Consider the following 21,765-nt stretch of genomic DNA (forward strand, 5'->3'; position numbering starts at 1 on the left):
TTTATCTTCATAAAGGTTATCGTTATATAAAGATTTTACCTCTATTATTTTCATCACTAATATTATTCCCATCAAATCCTATTTTACATATTAATAATGAGAATTATTCTTACATGATTTTAGGTTGAAGGTCATTAATAGGTATTAATCTTTCTCAAAAGATTTTAGAGTTCCATCTGCATTATAAATCCCTGTATAGCTTCCTCTTGTTGCCTGTATGCTTGTTAGCCATCTATATTCACCTGTAGCAGGATTCATAGCATAGAAAATTGAACTCAACGGCTCAGCACCTTCAATATCTTTAGCTTTGTCCTGTGTTTGTTTATTTATATTAGCTACAGTTTCAAATTTAATTGTATTTAATGAAAAAACATTACTGTCCATGTCACCGTCACCAGAAATTTGCATAGGAATAGGTTCTTGCCATTTTCCGTTCTGAAATTTATATTCATCTATATTTTCAGGTTTTGAAGGATCTTGAATAGATAAAATAATTCTTCCATCTTCATAAAAATATACTTTTTGAAAAATTTTAATTTCCTTCCCTTTAAATTGAGGTAAATTTTTTAAAGAATTTTCAGCATCTTGTAAAAGTTTCGTATCAGCTAATAAATTTGATGATGTATTAGTTGAACTTTTATCCAATTCATTGTCAACTTGTGTGGCTGATGTTTGTTCAGAAGAATTAACTTTTTTATCACCTTCTCCACAAGAAATTAAAAAGAAAGCAGAACCTATAAGCATTGTTATAATTGACTTGTTCATATATTTTAGATTAAGATTTAAATGCTTAAAATTATAAGATGTATTAAGTCTATACAATCGCTGAAATAAGGGATATTAGTGTATGTGAAATATAACTTAAATTTTATTTATAAACCTGTAATTAAAATTTTAATGATTTTTAAAGTGTATTTTGTACAATTAAAATGAATGCCTATATTTGGATAACTACAAAAAAATAAATGCAACGCAATAAAGTACATAATAAACCTTTATTTATCGGGATGAGTAAACAGACTGCTGCATTACTTACAAAGATTGTATTTGCACAATATTCTTTTTAGAATTTTGAATATACATATGTCATAAAAGACATATTTTACCTTTTCATTAATACAAACAAAAGACATATGCCACTATATCACGCGTTGGGTAATTTCCCACAGAAAAGACATACCGTATTCCGAAAACCTAATGGAGAACTCTATGCCGAAGAGCTGGTGTCTACTCACGGATTTTCGAGTACGTATTCCAATGTCTACCATTGTTATCCGCCAACATTGGTCAAAGAAATTAATGAACCATTTTCTGTTGAACCCAAAATAGCTCGCGCAAAACATCTAAAGCATACCTCATTAAAAGGTTTTCGTGTAAAACCAACGGATGATTATATCGAATCAAGAGTTCCGATATTAGTGAACAACGATTTACATATTTCTTTAGCGGCACCAAAAAAATCCATGACGGATTACTTTTATAAGAATTCAATGGCTGATGAGGTTATTTTTATTCATGAAGGTTCAGGAATACTAAAAACTGGTTATGGTCAAATTCCGTTTGAATATGGGGATTATTTAGTGATTCCACGCGGAATTATTTATCAATTGCATTTCAAGGATGAGAATAATCGTTTATTTATAACAGAATCTTTTAGTCCTATTGAAACGCCTCGTCGTTACCGCAATCATTTTGGTCAGTTAATGGAACATGCACCATTTTGTGAACGTGATATCAAACGTCCACAAGATTTAGAGACACATGATAAACACGGAGATTTCAAAATAATGATTAAAAAGGAAGGATTAATATACCCATATGTATACGGTACACATCCTTTCGATTTTGTAGGTTGGGATGGTTATCATTATCCTTGGGCTTTTTCGATTCATAATTTTGAACCAATAACTGGTCGAATTCATCAACCACCTCCAGTGCATCAAACATTTGAAGGTGCAGGTTTTGTAATTTGTAGTTTTGTTCCTCGATTGTTTGATTATCATCCTAATGCTATTCCAGCACCTTATAATCATAGTAATGTTGATTCGGATGAAATTTTATATTATGTGGATGGAGATTTTATGTCGCGTAAATCAGTAGAAAAAGGGCAAATTACATTACACCCTGCAGGTATTCCACATGGTCCACATCCAGGAACAGTTGAGAAATCAATCGGAGCAAAAGAAACGCATGAATTAGCTGTAATGATTGATCCATTTAGACCCTTAATGCTTACCGAACAAGCATTGGCTTTAGAAGATCCAGATTATTATAAATCATGGATGTATTAAATTGGTTATGAGATTATTAATTTTATAAGCCTGTCGAAGAGTAAATTAAAGTTGACTTAACGCATAAATACAAAGTAAATAAAACACCATAAAAAATGAGTACACAAACATTTGCAGAAAAAATTGCACAAGCACAAGACTTTCTTCCGATTAATGGAACAGATTATATCGAATTTTATGTAGGAAATGCTAAACAATCTGCACACTATTACAAAACAGCATTCGGTTTTCAAGAAATTGCCTATGCTGGACCTGAAACAGGAGTTAGAGATCGTGCTTCTTATGTTTTACAACAGGGTAAAATACGTTTAGTTTTAACCTCAGGTTTAAAATCTGATTCCCCCATTTGTCAGCATGCTATGGAACATGGTGATGGAGTAAAAGTTTTAGCACTTTGGGTAGATGATGCATTTGATGCCTTTGTCCAAACTACTAAACGTGGCGGGAAAGTATATTTAGAACCTACAACACTTTCTGATGAATTTGGAGAGATAAAAATGGCTGGGATTTTTACGTATGGAGAAACTGTTCATATGTTTATTGAACGTAAAAACTACAATGGACCATTTATGCCAGGATACGTTAAATCTGAATCTGCTTATCAACCTTCAGACTGTGGCTTATTATATGTAGATCATTGTGTAGGAAATGTTGGATGGAACCGCATGGATGAAGTAGTACAGTGGTATCAAGAGGTGATGGGATTCGTAAATATCTTATCATTTGATGATAAACAGATCAATACAGAATATTCAGCGTTAATGTCTAAAGTAATGAGTAATGGCAATGGGTATTCAAAATTTCCAATTAATGAACCTGCAGAGGGGAAGAAAAAGTCGCAAGTTGAAGAATATTTAGATTTCTACCAAGGAGAAGGAGTGCAGCATATTGCTGTAGCAACAAAAGATATTGTAAAAACTGTAACCGAATTAAAATCTAGAGGAGTTGAATTTTTATCTCCACCACCGGAAGCTTATTACGAAATGATTCCAGATCGAGTAGGAGAAATTGATGAAGACATTAAAAAATTGCAAGATTTAGGAATATTAGTTGATTGTGATGAAGAAGGTTATTTGTTACAAATATTTACTAAACCTGTAGAGGATCGTCCAACTTTATTCTATGAAATAATTGAAAGACATGGGGCACAATCTTTTGGCGCTGGGAATTTTAAGGCTTTATTTGAATCTTTAGAAAGAGAACAAGCAAAAAGAGGAAATTTATAAATTACTTTCAAAAAGCTAATTCTAAATGAATTAGCTTTTTTATTATATAATATTGGAACATAATTTGTTATACAATACATACTATATATATATCATCAATTATGAATTATATTTAGTATGTTTTTCTTAAAAATTATCTGTATATAAATTTCCTCATAATTAGATTACTTATTATTAGGTAACTGAATTCTATGAATCACTAATTTAGCTAATTTAGTGATTTACTTTTGTTTATATCTGAGTTAAATTTGAATATCAATCAAAAATACTTAGATTATGAAAAAAATTACTTTATCATTAATGGCAGTGTTCATGTCAGCACTCGCTTTTGCTCAAACTAACCAAGATACGTCTATTCAACTTGGATTAGGTAATGAAACGTATGTTTCTCAACAGGGCTGGAATAATACAAACGAACAATTACAATTAGGTATATCAAATTATTCAGATATTAGTCAAGAGGGATGGTTTAACCAAAATACTACATTAAGTGTAGGATTAGAAAATCAATCTTATGTAGATCAATATGGGATCTTAAATTCAAATTCCACAACTCAGGTGGGCGAAATGAATGTTGGTGTAGTTTCACAATCTGGCTATGATAATAGTTCTACTCAAATGCAATTAGGAACTTCAAATGGAGCACTTGTAAATCAAGTTGGTAATTATAATAGCGCAGATCAATATCAATTAGGTTCAGGAAATACTGCTTTAGCTTACCAAGATGGAAATTCTAATACTATTATTCAAGATCAGCAAGGTGATTCAAATTTTGCCTTAAGTTTACAAGACGGTTCGAGTAATGGTTCTTACCAATTCCAAGTTGGAAATGATAATTTAGCGTATAGTTTTCAAGATGGAACTTCAAATAATAGCTTACAACAACAACAAGGAAATTATAATACAGCATTAAATGAACAATCTGGAGTGCTTAATACTTCAGACCAAAGTCAAGTTGGAGATGGAAATTATGTGTCGAATTTTCAATCTGGATGGTTAAACTCATCTCAGCAAGTACAATTAGGTGATGATAATACTGCTACTGTAGAACAAGTAGGTGTAAGAAATGATGCATTACAGTTACAATGGGGGGATAATAATTTAGCTTCATCTAATCAATCAGGTAATATAAATAATTCACTTCAACTACAAATTGGAAATTATAACACGGCTGCATCCACACAAGACGGAGATTTTAATAATGTAATTCAATTACAAAATGGAGTATACAATGATGCTACAGCTTATCAATTAGGTGATTCTAATTCTATTATGCAGAATCAATCGGGTAGTTATAATAATGCTTTAGATATTCAATTAGGTTCATCTAATGTAAGTATGGTTTCTCAAACTGGTCTTGGGCATACTCATCTTGGGCTACAAGTTGGTGTAGGTAACACAATGACAGTTAATCAATCAAATTAACAAATTTATAATTTTTATAAAAGAGGGAAAAAGCTAGTCTTTTCCCTTTTTTATAAAATTAATATTTCTATATGAGAGCAATAATTTACATATTTTTTGTTTTTCTTCCAATATGTATATATGCACAGGATTTAAAATCAATAAATGCGAATAATGTAATAGATTATCTAAATATAAATTCAAAAACAATTACTGTACAAAATGGTAATTACAATTTGATAGATCTTTATTTACATGATAATGTTATTGATGTTATCCAAGTTGGTCATTATAATAATCTACAATACGATACAAGAAATAATGTGAATTCAGGTCATCATACTCAAGTAGAAATGTTTGGAAATAATAATTCTATACAAATCATAGGTGCTAATTCTATTTCTGATGAAATGAACTTACAAATTATTGGAGATAATAGAACAGTTCTGATACACAATAAATAAAAATTTATGCAAAAACGATGTATATTATTTATAATCTTAAATTTTTCAAGACTATTTGCTCAAGATACTAACATAGATATATTGCCTATAATTGATGTGTCGGAATTTGAAAAAATGGTTCATTTGAAAGGTTTAGCTTTGAATAATGACGAAACTATTCATGAATTAAATTATTTATTAGTTGCTATTAAGCAAGGAGAAGACAGTAATTTATCTACTCAAAAACAAGAAGGTAAATTTGTGATTGAATCTAATCAAAAAATTACGTTAAGTGATATTCGTCTAAACATTAATAAGGGTGATGAAATCAAAGCTTATTTATTCATACGAGATGATTTAAAAAATCAACTTATCGCTAAAGATTCCCTTTTTATAAAATATGATGGAATAAAACTTATACTAAATGACTATAAAAAGAATCAAGTAAAACTTGAAAAAGAAGAATTTGTATTACGAGGTTTGGTAATAGATCAAACCAAAACTAAGTTAGGCAAAGATTTTTTTGATCTATTTTATTCTAAATATAGTTTACTTAATGAAATGTATCATTTTATTATTAATATAAATGAAATTCCTACAATGGGTAGATCTTTTATTCTTCAAATAGAAGATGGGGATAATATATTACATAGTTTTAGAATGTCTCCTAGTGAAGAATATTTAACTGCTCAAGTAGAGTTTATTTTAAGAATGTTGAATCAATATAACAACGAGAAAAAATTCATTAAACAACAAATAACTTCTCCCTAACTCATTATATCATTTAAAATGAAATGGCCTATTATTATTTTACTCATAATCGTTGGAGCAATACCATGTATTGGCCAACAAATGGTTTATAAACCTATTAATTCCGCTTTTGGCGGTGATAATTACAATTACAATTGGTTATTAAGTTCTGCTAATGCTCAAAATCAATTTAAAGCTAACACTGGATATGCGGGGCTTAAGCCAAATACTGCTATTAGCGGTTTTCAAGAAAATCTAAACAGACAGTTATTAAATAAAATATCAAATGGATTATTTGGAGGTAGCTATGATGATACTAAAATGGATCCAGGTGTTTATAATCTAGGTAGCCTAAATGTTACAATTGCCGAATATTTCGGGGGCCTTTATATAAGCATTATCGATATTTTAACTGGAGAACAAACTAATATTAATTTGCCAAATTCATATTAGTAAAAGAAAAGTAAACAATAAAAAACTAAAAAATGTATAAACTAACATGTAACCTAACAAAAATACATTTTCTACTTTCAATTTTACTTTTATATGTTTTTAATAGTTGTAGTGCATTAATTAATGCACCTACAGATAAAGAACAATCAACCTTAGGTGAAGTTACACCATATACGCAAAAATTAAAATTATTACCTTCTCCAAAAGAGAAAGTTGTAGTGGCAGTTTATAAATTTAAAGACCAAACAGGTCAATATAAACCGTCGGAATTTAATGCGAATTGGAGTACTGCTATACCTCAAGGAACGACTTCTATATTATTAAAAGCATTGGAAGATTCTAAATGGTTTACCACTATTGAAAGAGAAAATATAAGTGATTTACTTAATGAAAGACAAATCATAAAATCAACAAGACAAGAATATGCTTCTTTTCAATCTGCAGAAGATCAGAAAATTGCAAATCAAATTCTTCCTCCCTTATTATTCGCGGGAATTATTTTGGAAGGCGGAATTGTATCCTATGATTCTAATATCATGACAGGAGGAGCAGGAGCAAGATACTTTGGGATTGGAGGAAGTACGCAATATAGGCAAGATAGAATATCTGTATATCTAAGAGCTGTATCCACTAATACAGGTAAAATTTTAAAAACTGTTTATACTTCAAAAACGATTTTATCGCAATCTTTAAATGGTAGTTTTTTTAGATATGTAGATTTAGAGAGATTATTAGAAGCTGAAGTTGGAATTACTAAAAATGAACCTGTTCATTTAGCAGTAAAGGAAGCTATTGAAAAAGCTGTATACGATTTGATTATTGAAGGTTCAAAAGATCAGTTATGGAATGTAGATCAAAAAGATCAATCAAATTTTAAGGAACTAATCGAAAAATCACATATTGAAGATTCTATCAATAATTACAGAGTAGATAATGTTATTCTCAAACCCAGAAGAGGTAAGTTTGCTGTACTTGGAAACTTTAATGGACAGATAATAAAAGGAGATTATCAAGAAAGTAAAATTAAACCAGGATTTACTGTTGGTGCTAAATACTTTCTTTCTAAAAATATTAATTTTGAAGCTTCCTTTTCAAGTTTTGCATTGGAAAATAGAGGGATATTTAAACAGAATTTTAATAGTATTGATCTTAATTTAGAATATATATTTTTACCGGAAGATAATGTTTCACCATTTTTATTTGGTGGAATAGGTTTATTGACCCCTCAAAAGAAAAATAGTGATTCAAGAGGTAAAGCAAATATCGGTGCTGGATTTGAATACCTGCCTTTACCAAATGTGGGTGTTAGAGCTTACGGAGAATATGATTTTGGTTTCAATGATGATTGGGACAATTTTATAGGTGGTAAGCGTAAAGACAATGTAATCGTATTTGGGATAGGGGTAAACTTATATTTTGGTAAAAAATTTAACAAATAAATTCTAAAATTATGAACAAATATATAAATACAGTCTTTCTCGTTTTAAAATTAACATTAATAACATTTTTATTTACACAATGCAGTGAAGATTTGGTTGTAGGATCGGAGAAAGGAATAATAAAAGGAGTAGTCGTTAAACATAGCTCTAATGAACCCTTAGCTCATGTTAAAATTACAACTGCTCCCACTACTAGTACAATTTTTACAGGGAGCGATGGATCATTTATTATTGAAAATGTACCAATAGGTGATTATTCTGTAAAAGCAGAATTAAACGGATATATAATGGAGATTAATGGTGCTAATATTGTCGACTATGGGCAAGAAGTTAGTTTAGTTTTTGAAATGAAAGATGATAATGCATTAAATAGTCCACCTTCAATTCCAGAACTGTTGTCACCAATAAATAACGCATTTGATCAAGCTTTATCTGTTAGTTTAGCATGGAAATCTACAGATGCTGATGATGATCCACTTACGTTTAAATTGTTAGTTAAGAATAATAAAAGTGATGATATTCTAATTTTTGAGGATATTAAAGCTATGAATTATACTTTGGAGAACTTAAATTATGGTACATCTTATTTTTGGCAAATTGTTGCTTCTGATGGTATTAATGATGACGTATATAGTGAGACCTTTAAATTTCAAACTAGTAATATACCTCATAATAGGTTTCATTTTGTAAGTCTGGAAGGTGAGAATCATGTAATATATTCTTCAAATGAAGAAGGTGTAAAATTTAAGTTTACTAAAGAATCAGTTAATTCTATTCGACCAAGAAAAAATAATTCAGCAGGTTTGATTTCCTTTTTAAGGATTTCAGATGGTAATACACATTTATATACTGCAAAACCAGATGGTTCAGATGCATTTAGAGTTACTCAAATTCCATTAGCTGGATTTAACAATAATGAACTTGATTATGCTTGGAGTTCAAATGGAAGTGAATTTATTTATCCTAATTATAATAAACTTTATAAAGTTAATAAAGACGGGAGTGGTACTCAATTGATTTATACAACACAAGATGGTAGTTTTATTACGGAATGTGCTTGGAGTACAGATGGCTCAAAAATAGTTTTAAAAACAAATAATATAGATGGTTATAATGTAAAAATATTTGTAATAGATTTAGTAGGAAACACTCTTAAAACAATTCTAGAAAATGTATCTGGAGCTGCAGGAGGTTTAGATATATCTGTCGATGGTTCTAAAATATTATATTGTTATGATATTTCAGGATATCAAAATTATTCTTATAGACAACTTAATACACATATATTTTTGTATAATATCTTAACAGATGAATTAATAGATATTTCAGAAAAATCAAAAATTCCAAACGGTTTTATAGATATCGATCCAAGATTTTCACCGAATGAAGCTGAAGTAATTTTTACTCAAACTTCGAATGATGGAATATCAAGAAAAGATATTTATAAAATTTCATTAGGCAATGATGAAAGCGAATCTAGAGTATTATTATTTAATAATGCCTGGATGCCCGATTGGGAATAGGTTACATTTTTAGTTAGGAACCCCTTCATTATTAGAATGAAGGGGTTTATTTTTTTATTCGATTAATTCATGTTTCAGTGCAAATCTCATGAGAGAGATAGAATTTTTTATTTGTAGTTTGTTGAAAATTCTTTTTCGATGAGTTTCTACTGTATTAAAACTAATAAAAAGTTTATCAGAAATTTCTTTACTATTACAACCTTCACAAATATATCGTATAATTTCTAATTCACGGTTGGTGATGCTTGCAAGTATTTCATTTATACTTTTCTGTTCATCTGAATTACTTTGTTGATTACTAAAATTTTCTATAATTTTAGCACGAAGCTCATCTCCCATGTAAGCTTCACCATTTTTTATACAGTCTATAGCTTTTATCAATGTCTTAGTTTCATTGTATTTTTCTATAAAACCATTGATTCCAAGTTTAAAAAGTTCACTAATTTTCTTAATACGATTATCTCCAGTTAAAATTAAAATTTTAACTTCACGATGCATTATTTTAATTGTTTTTATCAAATCTTTAGCATCTTCATCTGTAAATTCGATTTCAGTAATTACTAAATCTATGGGATTTGCTGAAATCCATTCTATTGCATCTTTAACGTTTGTGGCATATCCCACAACTTTAAATCCTTTCTTTTTGTTCAAGACTGCAATTAATCCATCTATTACAATTTTGTGTTGATCAATAATAAAAATGTTCATTAATTCTATATTTAAGTTAGTTAGGCTTATTAGTTGGTAGTAGAATTAATATTATAAAAATACTTAATAATAATATTATAAGAGTTTTATAAACAATTAATATTAACTGAAAAAAGTTAAAATTTGGTAGCTAGTTTAGTGAATGTTAATTAATCAAATTCCATATTGATTAATAATTCTGTTTTCAATCGAGATTTATAATTACAATCCATACCATTAAGAAGTTGATCAATGATATCAAAAAGTATTTCTCGTTGAATATAATTTATTTCTAAGAATTCGTTAGAAGAATGAAAATATAGGTCTAGTTGATGAAAATATCCATTCAGAGAATGGATATTATGATCCAATAAGTTTTCTACACTTTCAAAATAATGATTAAAAGTAGTATGGCTAATCTTATGTTGGTATATAGTTCCCTTTTCTTTACAAGAAAAAGATATTTCTAAATCCTCAATTTCATTTTGGAAAAAGGTCACGATAAAATGGTTAATGTCTAAATTGTAAACATTAAGATTATATCTTCCATTTTTTTGATAAAGCTGGAACTGACGATTAAATTCATTAATGCTAATCTCAAAACTCATAATTTAGTTATTAGTTGTAATAAATATAATAAAAATTACGAATTAATTGATAATTAAGTACTAATACTTAATCGTTCGCATGGTATTTGATATAGGTTGTTCAATATTATTTGCGTATTGGGTACGTTTTAACCAATTTTTATTTTCATCATACTCATATAAAATACGATTGTTTGTTTTTAATTTGCCTTGTGAATCATATAAAAACTCTTCGACTATATTTGAATTTTCATCAAAATTTCTACGTTTTTTAGATACTAAATTATTCTTTAAATCAAAAATAACTTCTTCTATAGGCTGGCTTAATTGATTATATTTATAATTAATTATGTATCCATCTTTGCCATATTTAACAACTGTTTTTATTAATTGATTATTTTTATATTCATTAGTTTTTTCAGTAAATATATTGTTGTCTATTAGAGATGTTTCTTTATTATAGATTATATTTCCTTGATCATTTATTTTATACTCGTTAAAAACTGTAACTATTTCATTTTCACTTTTTGTTTCTACAAAACCGTCAGAGGTATATTCATAGTCTTTGATAACAATCATATTTCTTTCAGGATCTGATAATTCTGATTTAATTAACTTTTGATCCTCAGAATATGTAAACGTTTCGGTATATAGTAAATCACCATTTTCAGAAAAATATTCTTTATTTTTTTTATTACCTTCTGAATTATAATATGTTTTTGTATGATATTCTTGAATGTAATCTTCAATAATATTAGTTTTAATAAAAGCTTTAGTAAAGGATTCTTCTACAAGATGAGGATTTTTAAAAATTTTATCTTTTTCTAAATCTGTTGTTTGTGCAAATAAAATTCCGCTTATTAAAATTAAAATCGAACTATATTTTTTATACATCATATTTTGTTTTTAATGTTCCTAAAAATATTAAAAATTATTGTGATTTTCATTAAAGTTGGCTCATTTATCAAGAGTTAAATTATTTTAAATATATTTGAGAAAAACAATAATACATGACTTCAAAATTTAGTTTAAAGGGAAATCAGCCAGCTTTTATCAATTTATCGTTATTATTAATACGTTTATCCGCTGGAGGATTTATGTTAACTCATGGGTGGGGTAAATTAATAAAGCTAATAAATGGAAATTTCGAATTTGGTGATCCAATTGGATTAGGAGTAGAAATTTCTTTAGGATTAGCTGTTTTTGCCGAAATATTTTGTTCATTGCTTATTGTTTTTGGTTTTTTTACAAGGTTAGCTTCTATACCTTTAATTATCACTATGCTAGTTGCAGTCTTTGTCGTTCATCTAGACCATGATTTTGGAAAAAAAGAATTAGGATTATTTTATTTTATTAATTATTTAGTGTTATTTTTATCAGGAGCAGGTAAATTTTCAATGGATTATTTACTTAGAAAAAAATGAAAAATTTAATCACTTTTATAATTCTATTTTGCTCAATTACCTTAAATGCGCAATCTATGGAATTAGCTTACGAAAAATTAAACAAAGATGAACTCAAATTAATCAGAGCAAAAGATAGTGATGTTCCTATGCGAGTATTACTAACTACAACAAGCAATGATTTAAAAATTCTTAAATCAATATCTAAAGATATTGATCCTAACGACCCAAATTTAAAACATTTTGCAGATCGCATGCATGCTACTGTTGTCGATAAAAAAAGCAGTGGAGTAGGAATTGCTGCCCCTCAGATAGGAATTAATAGAAATGTAATATGGGTACAACGTTTTGATAAAGATCATCATCCATTCGAATTGTATATTAATCCAAAAATTACTTGGTATTCCGAGATATTACGATTAGGTAGAGAAGGTTGCCTATCTATTCCGGATGAATTTGGAAAAATATATAGAAGTTTATCCCTTCAGTTAAATTATTTTGATAGTAATGGGAAAAATATAGTAGAAATAGTTGAAGGTTTTACTGCTGTTATATTTCAACACGAAATTGACCATTTAAATGGAATATTATTCATAGATCGTATTACTGAACAGGAAAAAATCGAATTTATAAAAGCAGATCAAATTAACGAAGTGTTTTATAAACAATAAAAAATGTCAATTATCCATAAAGTTAAAAAAAGGAATATATTTTGATTGAGAGAATATATATGAGTTTTCATATCTCGACGATTAAAAGTTAAATTCTGATATTAAAATTTTTAAATTATATAAAATTTGCTAGCACATACAATTTATAAACACGAAACAAGTGACCAATGGGTAACTTTTGTTCATGGAGCAGGAGGAAGTTCGTCTATTTGGTTTAAACAAATTAGAGAGTTCAAAAAACATTTTAATGTCTTAATGCTTGATCTTAGAGGGCATGGACGTTCAAAAAATAATTTGAAAGCAATTTTTGAAAAGCGATATACTTTTAAATCTGTATCGGCAGATGTTTTGGATGTTTTAGATTATTTAAAGATTAAAAAAAGCCATTTTGTAGGTATTTCTTTAGGCACAATCATTATCAGACAAATCGCAGAAGATCAACCAAAGCGTGTTGCTTCTATGGTAATGGGAGGTGCGGTAATGAAAATGAATGTGCGAGGACGTATTTTGATGACGATAGGTAATATGTTTAAAAATGTAATACCATATTTACTTTTATATAAAATATTTGCATTTGCAATAATGCCAAAAAATACGCATAAAGAGTCTAGAATTTTATTTATAAATGAAGCTAAAAAACTATATCAAAAGGAATTTATAAAATGGTTTAAATTAACTACAGAATTAAATCCTTTGTTGAAGCTTTTTAGGCAAGTTGATATTAATATTCCTACTTTTTATATTATGGGAGATGAGGATCATATGTTTTTACCAACTATAAGAAATTTGGTAAAAGAACATACCAAATCAGCACAATTATATATTATTAATAATTGTGGGCATGTTGTAAATGTAGATCAACCTAAAATTTTTAATGAAAAAGTGATTGATTTTTTAAAAAATCAAATAAAAAAATAATTTTAAAGGCTAACAATTAATTGTTAGCCTTTAAAATTTCATCAAAAAATGTTTTTGAATCATCGTCAAATGTTGGCTTTTGCAACAATAGTTGAGATATTTTGACAACTTTATCAAAATCTTCTTGTGTAAAGCTTTCGCCAAAATGATCATTACAGAAATTTCCAATATTTCCTAAAATTATATTTACTTCTTCTGTAGATAATTCTCCATTCTCTTTCCAACGTGCACGATATAAGCTTGCTGCCAAGTATGATGTAATATCAATTAAATCATCTATTGATATCTTCCCATTATTTTTTAACTTCGCCATAACTAATGTTTCCATATCACGGTATATGACGTCTTTAATTGTAAGTTTTTTTTCTTCCATCTTCATTAGTATTGTACAAAACTATAGATTAAAATTTGGTTCTACTTTAAAATTTATTAATTCTTTCGTCCTAGGATGTATAAATTCTAGATATTCTGCATGTAAAAATAATCGAGTAGATTTTTTTCCATACAGATCATCACCTACGATAGGAGTGTTTAGTCCTAAAGGATGTGCTGCATGCATGCGTAATTGATGGGTACGTCCTGTAATTGGATAAAATTGAATTAACGTTCTATTATTACTTCTCTTTAAAACTTTATAATCAGTTTTGGCCATCTTTCCGTGTTCATAACAAACAACTTGTCGAGGTCTATCGTCTAAATCAACTCGAAGAGGTAATTCAATAGTTCCTTCATCGTTAGGTATTAACCCATCTAATAAAGCAATATATCTTTTAGAAACTATTCTTTTTATAAACTGTTGTTGTATAGCTTTGTGACTTTCTTTATTTAGGGCTAAAACTAATAATCCAGAAGTTGCCATATCCAATCTATGAATAATAAGGGGACCAGTAGCTTGCGGAAACTGATGTTTCATTCTTTCATATACAGAATCTTTAATTTCAATTCCAGGAACTGATAAAAATTCTTCTGGTTTATTAACTACAACTAAATCTTCATCTTGATAAATTATTTCAATCTTTTCAATATGTTCAAATTGTTTTATCAATGGATTATCATTCATTTTAATGCCTTTCAACATATGTCCCAATATTGGTTCACATTTTCCAGTACATGCAGGATAATAGTTTTTGTGTTTTCTAATTTCTGATTTTGGAGATTCTCCCCACCAAAATTCAGCCATACAAATAGGCTTTAAATTATTTTCAAAAGCATACTGAAATAATTTTGGTGCAGCACATTCTCCAGATCCTGCAGGTGGCATTTGTGCTGCTGTTGTTTCAAAAATTTCACGTAGACCTTTTTTTTCTTTATTGATGTTTAAAAATTGATATTGATCAAATAATTGATTTTGAAGAGAATTGGACTTAAATTTACGTTCCTCTTTAAGTTGAACAATTTGATTGGTATAAAAATTTAATTTTTCTTTTAGTTCTTGTTTTTTATTCTCAATTTCTTGAATCAGAACTCTAAATTCATGCTTATCTCTTAAACTTTGTTTTATTAAATCTTCTTCAAATAACTTTGCTTCATCTATAGATAACGTAGGTAATATGACTTCACGTTTTACTTTTCTATGCTGTTTATTTGATTTTAATTCAATTTTAGCCTTTTCAATCTTTTCATTCGAAGATGTCTCAAAATCTCCGATTTCTTTTTTTAATTGGATAAAAAAATGATTGTTTTCTAACTCAACTAGTGTTCGATTTATTTCATTTAACCGTTCTTCTTGTTGTAAGAAAAAACCATCTTTATTTAGCATATCAAAAATAGGTGGAACAAAGAAAAGATGTTCGTTTGTATTGGCTAATTTCCCGGAAAAAGCAGTTATATAACCAATTTCTTGCTTTTCGTTTTCACAAACTAATACACCAAACATTTTTCCAATTGCTGGGCTGTTATCATTTTTATCTAAACCAAAATTATGTATAAAATCAGATTGATTCTCTAAATATAGTTGTACCTCTTCGCATGCTTTAATGGCAATAGGATGAGGTTGATAATAGAATGGATAATCCATAGAATCTGGTAATTCTATATGATGAATTGGCTGTTGAAAATGTTTAAAGTATTTTGGCATTTTTAGATAAAATAGTTTGCAAATTTACGGCAAAGAAATGATTTTGTTAAAGGAGAATTTTTTGAGTTATGTACTCAAAAAAAAATCCTCAGTTCTAAAACTGAGGAATCGTATTATATAAAATTTTAATGAATTGATTTAAACCCATTCATCATCACCTTCCATTTCGTCATCTAATTCAGCATCAATAAACTGAATGTAAAAAGCTACAACATCACCATTTTCATTATATCCAAAGTATGATGGGTAAACACCTTCTCCGAAACCTGCTTGGAAAATAGGAGCTTTATATTCCGTGTTAGGAATATTCCAGTTAATCCAATCTCCATCTTCCGATTGATAAGCTGGATTATTTTTTACATTTTCAATGAATAATGGTGCAAAGTAATCATCGTACAGATTTTCATCTTTCGCTTCAACTTCATCAATGAAATTTGTAAATGCTTCTTTAGCGCCAAAGTCAACAATAGTTGCTAATCCACTTTCAGATGCAAATCCAAAAAATTCACCTTCATTTAAGTCTTCTATAGATTCTATTCCTTTTAAAGCTTCTTCATAACGTGTTGGTTTTTCATCTTTAAAAGTAATTTTAACGCATGCGATTAAGTTTTCAGCATCTCCATCATCTTCGTATGAAATAATACTTGCTTTGATTGGGAAATTTCCTTTTGGAGTTTCTACAAAGTAAGGTGAGTTATCTAATGCTAAATATTGTCCAAGAGGATCGTTTACAATAATTTTTCCAGTTGGTAATGTAACTTCTCCTAAATCAATTTGATCAACTTTAATGTCGTTAATCTCTTTGCTAGTAAAATACATATCCAAGTCATTTGGAGCTAACGTAAATTCACGTTTAGATTCCCAAATTTTTAACCATTCTGCAGTTGGTTCCATAATTATATATAATATATTAATTTTTAAAGTTATGTAATAGTTATATTAGTTAATCATCTTTATAAAAGATTTAACTTTTCTTAGCTATTCGTTTTTTCAATTCAATTTTATCAATATCATATTCAACTTTCATGATGTAAACTAAATCATCAAAAGTTAATTTATTCTTTAGGTGATAATTTATCAATAGAGCTTTCAATTTTTCAAATTCTTTTTCACTTTTTTGTTTGAAATTTGCTTCTATTAAATTTCGTGTTCCTAAATCTAATATTAATTTATTATCTACGCCTTGAGAACCATTTTCTTTTTCAAATTCTCCGTGTTCTAATACTTTTTTACCTTTATAATCGTCGTTCTGAATAGTAATAGAAACAATATCATTTATCAAGTACTTATCACCTCCAATAATAATACTATCTGTTGTAAATGTTATTTTACCATCTATTATTCCATCTACATCTTCTTTAGGTGCCTTAAAATAACCATTAAAATAAGCAACTGCCGTTGCCAATATTCCTATAAAAATGTAATAAGCTGTATTGTTTTCTTTAAAAAATCCGAATTGGATAAAAACATAACTAACAAGTGACAAAATAAAAAATGAAGCAATAAATCGAATGACTTTTTTCGATTTATTTTGATCCTTTTGTTTGATGAATCTGTCAAAACTATATTTATCCATTTGATGCTATATCTTTTCTTACACGACTTAAACTTTCTGGTGTTATTCCTAGATATGAAGCAATCATCCATTGCGGAACGCGTGCTGTAATATTAGGATATAACTTGATAAACCCTAGGTATCTTGCTTTCGCAGAATCGCTTAGTAAAGAATTTATACGATCTTGCATATGTCTGACATGATTTTGTAAAAGTATCATCTGTTTCTCTATATACTTAGGATTTAATGATTGTATTAATGCACTTAGCTCATCATTTAGCATAACAATTGTAGAATCTTCTATAGCTTGTACATAAAATTTTGCTTCTTTCTTACATAAAGAACTATTGCGATCACTTATTATCCAGTTTTCAGTACCAAATTGGATGATGTGCTCTTTTCCATTATCATCTATCGTGTATGATCTGATGACACCTTGTTCTACAAAATAATAATCATTAGAGAAATCTCCTGCATTTAGAATAATATCTCCTTTAGTGTATTTTTTAACAGTAATAAAATCAAGAATTTTGTTAATGTCTTCAGGATTTAGTTCAACACTGTTTGTTAAATGGTTTATAAAATTTTGCATATATTTTGCTAATTCTTCTGACAAAGATAGCGGTTTATTTCCATAAATATAAATGTAACTAAATTTGTTACATTAAAAAAATATTTTACATTTGCTATATATATATAATTCAATGAATAATTTAAGATTTGCTACAATTGTGCATATTTTGGTTCTTACTAACAAATTGAGAGATTCTAATTGTAATGAGAATAAAGATAAGATTATTACATCCGATTATATTGCCGGAAGTATTAATGTAAATCCGGTTGTAGTACGTCGTGAGATTAAAATTCTAAAGGAAGCTGGGATTTTAGGTTCTAAAAAAGGCAAGGATGGGGGATGTTTTTTAATTAAAGATCCTTCAGAAATAACGCTTGGGGAGTTGTATAAGATAATATATGAAGGAAATACATTTGGTAAACTAAATCAGACTAATCCAAATTGCCCTGTAGGAAAAAAAATGAATACAGAATTAAATTTAATATTTTCTAATGTGAAAAATGAAATAATAAATAATCTTTCCAAGATAACTTTAAAGAATTTTTCGGATCAATTTTAGAAGATTTAATTATTTAAGATTTAAAATATCTATAAAAAATATAAATATATGAAAATAGCATTAATTGGAGCAACAGGTTTTGTTGGATCCGCAATTTTAAAAGAGTTATCAGATAGAAATCACTCTATAAAAGCTTTTGCAAGAAATATTGAAGCCAATTTAGGACAAAAAAATGTTGTTGGAATTCCCATGGATGTAAATAACACAGATAAATTAGTAGCTGACCTAAAAGGTGCAGATATTGTAATCTCCGCTTTCAATGCAGGATGGAATAATCCAAACATTTACGAAGATTATATGAAAGGTGCAAAGAATATTCAGGAAGCAGTAAAAAAAGCTGGTGTTAATCGCTTTATTGTAATTGGCGGGGCAGGTAGTTTATACCTTGATGAAAATAAAAAGGTATTAGATAGTCCTGAATTCCCTGAAGAAATAAAACAAGGTGCATTAGCTGTTAATGATTATTTTGATTTTTTAGGAAATGAAGTTGATTTAGATTGGGAATTCTTTTCACCAGCCATAGAAATGCATCAAGGTACTTCTGGTAATAGAACTGGTAAATATAGATTGGGATTAGATAATCCAGTTGTAGATAAACAGGGAAGAAGTGTATTATCTGTTGAAGATCTTGCTGTAGTTATAGCTGACGAAGCAGAAAAGCAAAATTTCGTAAGAAGAAGATTTACAGCAGGATACTAATGTTTTCTTAAAGTTATATATTATTCGAATTTTGGAATATTTTTAGAAATACCAATATAAAATTAAATGTTATGAGATTTTATATTGGTATTATTTGTATTATAACAGGTGCATTGATGATGATAGCATCAAGTATTTTTTTAGATTTCACAATATTATTCGAAAAATTAGTTGCAGTATTATTTTTTGCTTTATCTACTATTATGCTGTTATTTGGTCTTAATAATTTATACAATTACTTAGATTATAAAAGAGTAGTAAAACATGGGTTTAAGGTAAAAGCAAAAATTATTCATATAAAGAGTACTATCCTAAAATTAAAGGATTCACCTAAATTTATTTTAGAAGTGATATACGAGCATCCATTTAACCATAAGAGTTATAAAACTTTTGTGGATTATTATGGTGAAGTAAAACAAAATTTAAATGTAAGTGAAAATGAAATTATAGATGTTTTAATTGATCCAAAAAACCCTAACATTGCATTATTTTCTAAGGGCTAATAACTAAAAAATTACCTATTATAAATATCTTTCCTTAATAATATTTATATGATGTATAGAATGCCCCGCAATGATATAGCCAATTTTCTTAATGGTATATTCATTTTCATCAATTATAGCACTTTTATCTAGCGTTTTAGAGTCAAAACCTTCAAACTGAAAAGTTGTTGCATTCATTAAATATAACCATTCTTTAACCAATATTTCAGGATTTAAAGAATCATAATTTAATAATTCTACGTATTTGTTTTGATCAAATGATTGAAGTGAGTTTCCATCATTACGTGCAATTTTTAATGCTCTTTCAGAAAAAATTCGCTCACAGTCAATACAATGCTGTACAACTTCCTTGATACTCCATTTTCCATCAGCATATCTATAATCCCATTTCTCTAGATCTGTAACAGTTGTAAGCGTTTTTTTTATTTCTTCGATGCGTAATTCTAGGGCATCATGTACTGTGATACCGTCATAGCTTACAATATAATCATTGTGGTTGTAGTTCATAATTTCATAATTTTAACTTTTTAAATATAGCATTTATATTTAAAATTTATTTCATAATTTAATATATAATTTGGCCCAAGTTTCTTTTTAATATTCAGTATATAATACCATCTAATCCAATTTAATATAAGATAGTAAGAAGCTGGAAAATATATATTTCATCAAAAATAACTGCTTCAATATATTTTAAAAAAGGAAAATTATACAACCTACTTTTATGTAAACTTTCTAATAACTCTTCTATTTTAGTAAATTGTTACGATAAAATCTCTTACTTTTGATTTAAAGAACAAATTATTTAAAAAATACTATGTCTAAAATATTAGTAATTGAGGACGAGCAAGCGATCCGAAATGTCTTAAAAAGCATCTTAATGGATGAAGATCCAAAATGGGAAGTGGATGAGGCTGAGAATGGACTTGTAGGAATAGAAAAAATTAAGCAAAATACATACGATTTAATCATTAGCGACATCAAAATGCCAATGAAAGATGGCACTGAAGTTTTGGTTGAAGCTTTAGAATATAACCCAGAATTACAATTTATAATGATTTCTGGACATGGTGATATTGAGATAGCTGTAGACTGTTTAAAAAAAGGAGCCTTCGATTTTCTTTCTAAACCGCCAGATTTAAATCGTTTACTAAATACAGTTCGTATAGCATTAGACCATAAATCTTTAAAATCATCCAATAAAGCTTTAAAGAAAGAAAATAAAGAACTAAAAAAGAAAGTTTCTAAAAAGTATACCATGGTTGGAGAATCAACCAAATTAGTACACGTTAAGGAAATGATAGATAAAGTAGCTACAACCGATGCTCGAGTTCTTATTTTAGGACCTAATGGTACAGGAAAAGAATTGGTTGCTCATCATATTCATGAGAAAAGTATTCGTAATAAAAAACCATTAGTAGAAGTTAACTGTGCTGCAATTCCGGCAGAGTTAATAGAAAGTGAACTTTTTGGTCATGTAAAAGGTTCTTTTACGGGTGCGATTAAGGATAAACAAGGTAAGTTTGAACTGGCAGAAGGTGGTACTATTTTCTTAGATGAAATTGGTGACATGAGCCTTTCAGCTCAAGCGAAAGTGCTTCGTGCTTTACAAGAAGGGAAAGTGTCTCCAGTGGGTAGTGAAAAAGAAATCAATGTTAATGTACGAGTTTTAGCTGCTACAAATAAAGATCTTCGTAAAGAAATTGCGGAAGGGAGATTCCGAGAAGATTTATACCATCGCTTAGCTGTAATTATTATAAATGTTCCTGGTCTTAATGATCGTAAAGAAGATATCCCACTTTTAGTAGAGCATTTTGCATTAGATTTCTCTCAAAACTTAGGTTTAGAGAATAAAAGTTTTAATGAGGATGCTTATGATGTATTAAAAGATATTGATTGGAGTGGAAATATTCGTGAGTTAAGAAACGTTGTAGAACGTTTGTTAATTTTAGGTTCTAATCCAATTACTGCAGATGATGTAATTACCTACGTTAAGAAATAAG

The 21,765-nt window shown here is 28.4% G+C and carries 25 protein-coding genes; 15 read left to right on the forward strand and 10 right to left on the reverse strand.

Annotation, left to right across the window (positions count from 1 at the left end):
* Window positions 1-144: 144 nt before the first annotated feature.
* Complete coding sequence (locus IM532_RS07355) at window positions 145-765, reverse strand: hypothetical protein (RefSeq protein WP_194182808.1); 621 nt, start codon at window positions 763-765, stop codon at window positions 145-147.
* A gap of 368 nt (window positions 766-1,133) precedes the next feature.
* On the opposite strand from IM532_RS07355, the gene IM532_RS07360 reads away from it, so the two are divergent.
* From IM532_RS07360 to IM532_RS07395, 8 genes are all read left to right on the forward strand, one after another.
* The gene (locus IM532_RS07360; RefSeq protein ID WP_194182809.1) at window positions 1,134-2,291 is read left to right on the forward strand and encodes a homogentisate 1,2-dioxygenase; all 1,158 of its coding nucleotides are present in this window, start codon (window positions 1,134-1,136) and stop codon (window positions 2,289-2,291) included.
* A 95-nt stretch (window positions 2,292-2,386) separates the two neighbouring features.
* On the forward strand, window positions 2,387-3,517 hold the full coding sequence (gene hppD / locus IM532_RS07365; RefSeq protein ID WP_194182810.1) for a 4-hydroxyphenylpyruvate dioxygenase: 1,131 nt from the start codon (window positions 2,387-2,389) through the stop codon (window positions 3,515-3,517).
* Window positions 3,518-3,793: 276 nt separating this feature from the next.
* Window positions 3,794-4,942, forward strand: a complete 1,149-nt coding sequence (locus IM532_RS07370; protein ID WP_194182811.1) for a hypothetical protein — start codon at window positions 3,794-3,796, stop codon at window positions 4,940-4,942.
* A 71-nt stretch (window positions 4,943-5,013) separates the two neighbouring features.
* Complete coding sequence (locus IM532_RS07375) at window positions 5,014-5,385, forward strand: hypothetical protein (RefSeq protein ID WP_194182812.1); 372 nt, start codon at window positions 5,014-5,016, stop codon at window positions 5,383-5,385.
* A 6-nt stretch (window positions 5,386-5,391) separates the two neighbouring features.
* Window positions 5,392-6,135: a CsgE family curli-type amyloid fiber assembly protein gene (locus IM532_RS07380; protein WP_194182813.1), complete on the forward strand. Its 744-nt coding sequence runs from the start codon at window positions 5,392-5,394 to the stop codon at window positions 6,133-6,135.
* 18 nt (window positions 6,136-6,153) lie between these two features.
* On the forward strand, window positions 6,154-6,567 hold the full coding sequence (locus tag IM532_RS07385; RefSeq protein ID WP_194182814.1) for a curli assembly protein CsgF: 414 nt from the start codon (window positions 6,154-6,156) through the stop codon (window positions 6,565-6,567).
* 32 nt (window positions 6,568-6,599) lie between these two features.
* Window positions 6,600-8,006, forward strand: coding sequence for a CsgG/HfaB family protein (locus IM532_RS07390; protein ID WP_194182815.1), 1,407 nt, complete (start codon window positions 6,600-6,602; stop codon window positions 8,004-8,006).
* 11 nt (window positions 8,007-8,017) lie between these two features.
* Window positions 8,018-9,529 carry a carboxypeptidase regulatory-like domain-containing protein gene (locus tag IM532_RS07395; protein ID WP_194182816.1) on the forward strand — a complete coding sequence of 504 codons (1,512 nt, stop codon included), beginning with the start codon at window positions 8,018-8,020 and terminating at the stop codon, window positions 9,527-9,529.
* Between the two features lie 54 nt (window positions 9,530-9,583).
* Here IM532_RS07395 and IM532_RS07400 read toward each other — a convergent pair whose 3' ends face one another.
* The 3 genes from IM532_RS07400 to IM532_RS07410 all read right to left on the reverse strand — a co-directional run bounded on the left by IM532_RS07400 (window position 9,584) and on the right by IM532_RS07410 (window position 11,700).
* Complete coding sequence (locus tag IM532_RS07400) at window positions 9,584-10,237, reverse strand: response regulator transcription factor (protein WP_194182817.1); 654 nt, start codon at window positions 10,235-10,237, stop codon at window positions 9,584-9,586.
* Window positions 10,238-10,386: 149 nt separating this feature from the next.
* On the reverse strand, window positions 10,387-10,824 hold the full coding sequence (locus tag IM532_RS07405) for a hypothetical protein (RefSeq protein WP_194182818.1): 438 nt from the start codon (window positions 10,822-10,824) through the stop codon (window positions 10,387-10,389).
* A gap of 60 nt (window positions 10,825-10,884) precedes the next feature.
* Window positions 10,885-11,700, reverse strand: a complete 816-nt coding sequence (locus IM532_RS07410; protein ID WP_194182819.1) for a hypothetical protein — start codon at window positions 11,698-11,700, stop codon at window positions 10,885-10,887.
* Window positions 11,701-11,813: 113 nt separating this feature from the next.
* Between IM532_RS07410 and IM532_RS07415 the strand changes: the two genes are divergently transcribed.
* The 3 genes from IM532_RS07415 to IM532_RS07425 all read left to right on the forward strand — a co-directional run bounded on the left by IM532_RS07415 (window position 11,814) and on the right by IM532_RS07425 (window position 13,795).
* On the forward strand, window positions 11,814-12,227 hold the full coding sequence (locus IM532_RS07415; protein WP_194182820.1) for a DoxX family protein: 414 nt from the start codon (window positions 11,814-11,816) through the stop codon (window positions 12,225-12,227).
* A complete protein-coding gene (gene def, locus IM532_RS07420; protein WP_194182821.1) occupies window positions 12,224-12,877 on the forward strand; it encodes a peptide deformylase in 654 nt (217 codons plus the stop codon). Before IM532_RS07415 ends, def begins: the two co-directional genes overlap by 4 nt.
* Window positions 12,878-13,003: 126 nt before the next feature.
* Window positions 13,004-13,795: an alpha/beta fold hydrolase gene (locus IM532_RS07425; protein ID WP_194182822.1), complete on the forward strand. Its 792-nt coding sequence runs from the start codon at window positions 13,004-13,006 to the stop codon at window positions 13,793-13,795.
* A gap of 16 nt (window positions 13,796-13,811) precedes the next feature.
* On the opposite strand, the gene IM532_RS07430 is transcribed toward IM532_RS07425, so the two are convergent.
* From IM532_RS07430 to IM532_RS07450, 5 genes are all read right to left on the reverse strand, one after another.
* Window positions 13,812-14,174: a hypothetical protein gene (locus tag IM532_RS07430; RefSeq protein WP_194182823.1), complete on the reverse strand. Its 363-nt coding sequence runs from the start codon at window positions 14,172-14,174 to the stop codon at window positions 13,812-13,814.
* A 15-nt stretch (window positions 14,175-14,189) separates the two neighbouring features.
* On the reverse strand, window positions 14,190-15,872 hold the full coding sequence (locus tag IM532_RS07435; protein WP_194182824.1) for an RluA family pseudouridine synthase: 1,683 nt from the start codon (window positions 15,870-15,872) through the stop codon (window positions 14,190-14,192).
* A 138-nt stretch (window positions 15,873-16,010) separates the two neighbouring features.
* On the reverse strand, window positions 16,011-16,766 hold the full coding sequence (locus tag IM532_RS07440) for a DUF4241 domain-containing protein (RefSeq protein ID WP_194182825.1): 756 nt from the start codon (window positions 16,764-16,766) through the stop codon (window positions 16,011-16,013).
* 70 nt (window positions 16,767-16,836) lie between these two features.
* On the reverse strand, window positions 16,837-17,448 hold the full coding sequence (locus IM532_RS07445; protein WP_194182826.1) for a hypothetical protein: 612 nt from the start codon (window positions 17,446-17,448) through the stop codon (window positions 16,837-16,839).
* A complete protein-coding gene (locus IM532_RS07450) occupies window positions 17,441-18,043 on the reverse strand; it encodes a Crp/Fnr family transcriptional regulator (protein WP_228063685.1) in 603 nt (200 codons plus the stop codon). Before IM532_RS07450 ends, IM532_RS07445 begins: the two co-directional genes overlap by 8 nt.
* A gap of 88 nt (window positions 18,044-18,131) precedes the next feature.
* On the opposite strand from IM532_RS07450, the gene IM532_RS07455 reads away from it, so the two are divergent.
* The 3 genes from IM532_RS07455 (at window position 18,132) to IM532_RS07465 (ending at window position 19,762) form a co-directional block, all read left to right on the forward strand.
* Window positions 18,132-18,560 carry an RrF2 family transcriptional regulator gene (locus tag IM532_RS07455; protein ID WP_194182827.1) on the forward strand — a complete coding sequence of 143 codons (429 nt, stop codon included), beginning with the start codon at window positions 18,132-18,134 and terminating at the stop codon, window positions 18,558-18,560.
* 48 nt (window positions 18,561-18,608) lie between these two features.
* Entirely contained in the window at window positions 18,609-19,259 is a 651-nt protein-coding gene (locus IM532_RS07460; RefSeq protein ID WP_194182828.1) for an NAD(P)-dependent oxidoreductase, read from the forward strand.
* A 71-nt stretch (window positions 19,260-19,330) separates the two neighbouring features.
* Window positions 19,331-19,762 (forward strand): hypothetical protein, encoded by a 432-nt coding sequence (locus IM532_RS07465; protein ID WP_194182829.1) that lies wholly within the window; start codon window positions 19,331-19,333, stop codon window positions 19,760-19,762.
* An 18-nt stretch (window positions 19,763-19,780) separates the two neighbouring features.
* On the opposite strand, the gene IM532_RS07470 is transcribed toward IM532_RS07465, so the two are convergent.
* The gene (locus tag IM532_RS07470) at window positions 19,781-20,269 is read right to left on the reverse strand and encodes a DinB family protein (protein ID WP_194182830.1); all 489 of its coding nucleotides are present in this window, start codon (window positions 20,267-20,269) and stop codon (window positions 19,781-19,783) included.
* Window positions 20,270-20,579: 310 nt separating this feature from the next.
* Here IM532_RS07470 and IM532_RS07475 point away from each other — a divergent pair, with 310 nt between their 5' ends.
* Window positions 20,580-21,764, forward strand: coding sequence for a sigma-54-dependent transcriptional regulator (locus tag IM532_RS07475; RefSeq protein ID WP_194182831.1), 1,185 nt, complete (start codon window positions 20,580-20,582; stop codon window positions 21,762-21,764).
* Window position 21,765 lies beyond the last annotated feature (1 nt).

The sequence above is a fragment of the Faecalibacter rhinopitheci genome, assembly GCF_015234135.1.
Classification (GTDB): Bacteria; Bacteroidota; Bacteroidia; order Flavobacteriales; family Weeksellaceae; genus Empedobacter; species Empedobacter rhinopitheci.